Source organism: Micromonospora sp. SL1-18 (assembly GCF_047921505.1).
In the GTDB taxonomy this organism is placed as follows: domain Bacteria; phylum Actinomycetota; class Actinomycetes; order Mycobacteriales; family Micromonosporaceae; genus Micromonospora.
In genome coordinates this window covers 1-3750 of record NZ_JBLROA010000144.1, presented here as the reverse complement: position 1 = coordinate 3750, position 3750 = coordinate 1, and the positions used below count along the sequence as shown (strand labels likewise).

The window sequence follows — 3750 nt, the reverse complement described above, 5'->3', positions numbered from 1 at the left end:
AAGCTAAGGCCACTCCGTTGAAAGTCAATGCTTAGCGGGGCTGCGCCCCATCGCGTCAGACGCGTGGGCGTGGTTGCGCTCTGCGTAGGGGCTCCGGCCGGCGGAAGGCCGCCATACATCGGATCAATAGGCGGACCGTCGCCCGTCCGCTCGCGGCCGCAGCGTCCCTGCCATTGACAGACATAGGACCTTATCTGAATACTCCCGACTCGGAGGCCCCGTGGCCTGACGTCGGTGGCCGCCGCTGATGAAGTCCGGATGACCAAGGAGCTGATGTGAGACGTCATGCAACGGCAATAGTGTCCACCCTGGCGATGGTGGGGGCCGCTCCCGCGATCGCCGCGGACGTCGGGTCGAATAGCCCGGGCAGTTTCACGGTGCCGCAAGCGGTACTCGACCATTTTCGGGTCAACGGAGCGGAGGTGGGGTCATGAGTCCCACGCGCCGCGCCCTGCTGCGGTCCGGGGCTCTCACGGCCGCCGCGGTGCTCCCCCCGCTGCTGCCCGGTGAGGCCCTGGCCGCCGCCGATCGCACCGTTCCGGATCTCGCCCGCGACCCCTGGAAGAAGGTTCCGAGGATCCTCGCGCGCATCCGCCCGCCCCGCTTCCCCCGCCGCCGCTTCGACATCCGCGACTTCGGCGCCGTGGGCGACGGCACCACGAAGAACACGGAGGCGATCCGGCGCGCCATCGACGCCTGCCATCGGGCCGGCGGCGGCCATGTCGATGTACCCGAGGGCCGCTTCCTCACCGGCGCGATCCATCTACGCAGCGGCATCGACCTGCACGTCACCGGCACCGTCCTGTTCAGCACCGACCCGGCCGACTACCTGCCCGTCGTACTCACCCGCTGGGAGGGCACGGAGTGCTGGAACTACTCGCCCTTCGTCTACGCCCTCGACCAGCGAGACCTCGCGATCACCGGCACCGGCACCCTCGACGGACAAGGCATGACCGGGCCCTGGAAGAGCTGGCGCGACCCCGGCGGCGGCGCCCCCATCGACCAGGCCGAACTGCGCCGTATGGGCGAGGAGGGTGTCCCGGTCGGCCAGCGCGTCTTCGGCGAGGGCCACTACCTGCGCCCCAGCATGGTGCAGTTCTACCGCTGCCGGAACATCCTCATCGAGGGCGTCACCTTCCTCGAACCCGCCATGTGGACCTTGCACCCTGTGCTGTGCAGCAATGTCCTGGTCAAGGACGTCGACGTGATCGGCCGGATCGCCAACAGCGACGGCTGTGACCCCGAGTCCTGCACCGACGTCCACATCACCGGCTGCCGCTTCCACACCGAGGACGACTCCATCGCCGTGAAGTCCGGGCGCGACGAGGACGGACTTCGCGTCGGCGTACCGAGCCGGAACATCGTCATCCAGAACTGCGTCTTCTCAGGCCGCTGGGGCGGACTCGCGGTCGGCAGCGAGATGTCCGGTGGGGCCTACGACATCTTCGCCGAGGACTGCCGGATCAACCCCCTCGACTTCCCCGGCCGCTACAACCCCCGCCACCCCGTCTTCCTGAAGACCAACAAGAAACGGGGCGGCGCCATAGACGGCGTGTACGTACGCCGGTTCCAAGGTCGGCAGATCGACCGCGACTGCATCTATCTGACCACCCGCTACTCCAACCAGACCGGCGACCACTCGGCGATCATCCGCAACGTCCATGTGGAGCACATGGTCCATGACGGCGCCCGTCGCGCCATCAACCTGGAGGGACTGGACTCCGACCCGTTCCTCGGCATCCGCATCGAGAACTGCGACTTCACCGGCATGGAGAACCCGAACATCATTCGGTCCGCCCCGGATCTGGTCCTGAGGAACGTGTTCGTCAACGGAACAGAGGTGAGCGGTTGAATCGCACCACCCCCACCGGATCGCATCAGGTGAGCGGTGCCAGAGCCCGCAGAGGCCGCCGCAGACTCGGAGTGCTGTGGCTGGCCTGCACCACGCCATGCTCCTGACCCGCCTGCACGACCGGCTCATCCGCCCCGCCACCGCGCATCTGACCGACCTCGACCTGTCAATCCCCTGGAAGCGTGGAGGGGTTGTTTAAGAGCGACCGGCAATAGGTCAGGATCCGGACAGGTAGGGACCCCGAGGTAGCAAGCAGGCACGGGCCCGTTGGTCATCAGAGTTCTCGACGCTCAGCGATCGACAGGAGTCCCGTGCCTGCCCTGCCATCATCGTTGTTTGAACCTGTCTGGGTCCAGTTCGCCGTGCTGTGGCCTGAGCGACGGGAGTTCGATCCGGCGCATCCGTTGGGCTGCCACCGCCGCCGGGTCCCGGACCGGGTGGTGTTCGAGCACGTCATCGCCGCGCTGGTGCACGGTTCCGGGTACGAGCGTGTCGCCTCAGAGGGCGGTTCGAAGATCTTTGAGTTGGTCTGCGGTGTGAGTCCGTTTGGAGATCGTTCTGCAGGTTTGCTACGGATCGCGATCAGTCGATGTCATGAAGATGAATCCTGGTCATAACCGTCGGCGGTTAGCGGCGTTGGGCTGGTCATGGGTGTTCGAAAGCCGTATCCCAGTGATGTCACCGACGAGCAGTGGGCGCTGATCGGCCCGTTCCTGGACGCGTGGAAGGCCAAGCGCGTCTCGGTTTCGGGTCATCAGGGCGACTACGACCTGCGGGAGATCGTGAACGCGATCCTCTACCAGAACCGGACCGGCTGCCAGTGGGCGTATCTGCCGCACGACCTGCCGCAGAAGTCGGCGACGTACTACTACTTCGCGTTGTGGCGTGACGACGGCACCGACCAGGCGATCCATGACCTGCTGCGCTGCCAGGCGAGGGAGAAGGTCGGCCGCCGGGAGGATCCGACCGCGGTCGCGTTGGACACCCAGTCGATCCGTGCTGCCAACCACGTCCCGGCCGCCACGACCGGCAAGGACGCCGCGAAGAGGGTGCCGGGGCGTAAGCGGGGCTTGGCTGTGGACGCTCTCGGCCTGATCATCGCGGTGGTGGTGACCGCGGCCTCGGTCACCGACAACGCCATCGGGATCAAGCTTCTGGACAAGGTCGCCGAACACACCCCGACGGTCACCCGCGCCTGGGTCGACGCCGGGTTCAAACAGGACGTCGCGGTCCACGGCGCCGTCCTGGGCGTCGACGTCGAGATCGTCAAACGCTCCGACACCCGCCCGGGGTTCGTGCCGGTGCGCAAGCGGTGGATCGTCGAGCAGGTCAACGGCACCCTGATGCTGCACCGCCGTCTCGTGCGTGAGTACGAAAGCCGACCGGAGTCATCGGTGTCGCGCACCCTGTGGGCGTCGATGGCCAACATGGTCCGCCGGCTGACCGGAACCAACACCCCGTCCTGGCGTCACCGGTGAACGTCACCACGATCCTCGACCTGATCGCCGAACGCGAAGCCGCCGCAGGTCAGGCCGCCGATCAGCTACGCCAGCAGATCACGACGCTCACCGCCGAACTCGCCCGCATCGACAGCGAACTGGCCGACCTTGCGACCACCCGCACCACCCTGCAAGCACTGACCGCCGCCGAGTTCACCGCCGAGGATCCAACCGTCGCCAGCGCCCCCTACCAGCAGATCCTTGCCGTTCTCAACACCGCGCCCACCGGGATGCGCGCCAAAGACATCTGCATCGCCGTCGGCGTCGAGCCCTCACCCAAGCACGTCGAAGGTGCCCGCGCGAGACTGAAACGCCTGGTCAGCCGCCAGATCCTGACCGAGACCGAACCCGGAATATTCGCTCTTGCTCAGAAAAGGACCTAACCTTCCGAACCGCCCT

Annotated in this window: 3 protein-coding genes and 1 pseudogene; all 4 read left to right on the top strand. The window is 66.6% G+C overall.

From position 1 onward, the window contains the following. Window positions 1-430 precede the first annotated feature (430 nt). Complete coding sequence (locus tag ACNAW0_RS30005; RefSeq protein ID WP_416291410.1) at window positions 431-1852, top strand: glycoside hydrolase family 28 protein; 1422 nt, start codon at window positions 431-433, stop codon at window positions 1850-1852. A 311-nt stretch (window positions 1853-2163) separates the two neighbouring features. Then, window positions 2164-2364: pseudogene (locus ACNAW0_RS30000) on the top strand (IS5/IS1182 family transposase); the annotation flags it as partial. A 135-nt stretch (window positions 2365-2499) separates the two neighbouring features. Beyond that, window positions 2500-3330 (top strand): IS5 family transposase, encoded by an 831-nt coding sequence (locus ACNAW0_RS29995; protein ID WP_416291409.1) that lies wholly within the window; start codon window positions 2500-2502, stop codon window positions 3328-3330. Further along, entirely contained in the window at window positions 3327-3734 is a 408-nt protein-coding gene (locus tag ACNAW0_RS29990; protein ID WP_416291408.1) for a hypothetical protein, read from the top strand. Before ACNAW0_RS29995 ends, ACNAW0_RS29990 begins: the two co-directional genes overlap by 4 nt. Window positions 3735-3750: the final 16 nt, after the last annotated feature.

What these genes read in the sequence shown, in the direction of transcription:
- ACNAW0_RS29995 (WP_416291409.1), top strand. Translation starts at nt 2,500, where the DNA reads ATGGGTGTTCGAAAGCCGTATCCCAGTGATGTCACCGACGAGCAGTGG.
- ACNAW0_RS30005 (WP_416291410.1), top strand. Translation starts at nt 431, where the DNA reads ATGAGTCCCACGCGCCGCGCCCTGCTGCGGTCCGGGGCTCTCACGGCC.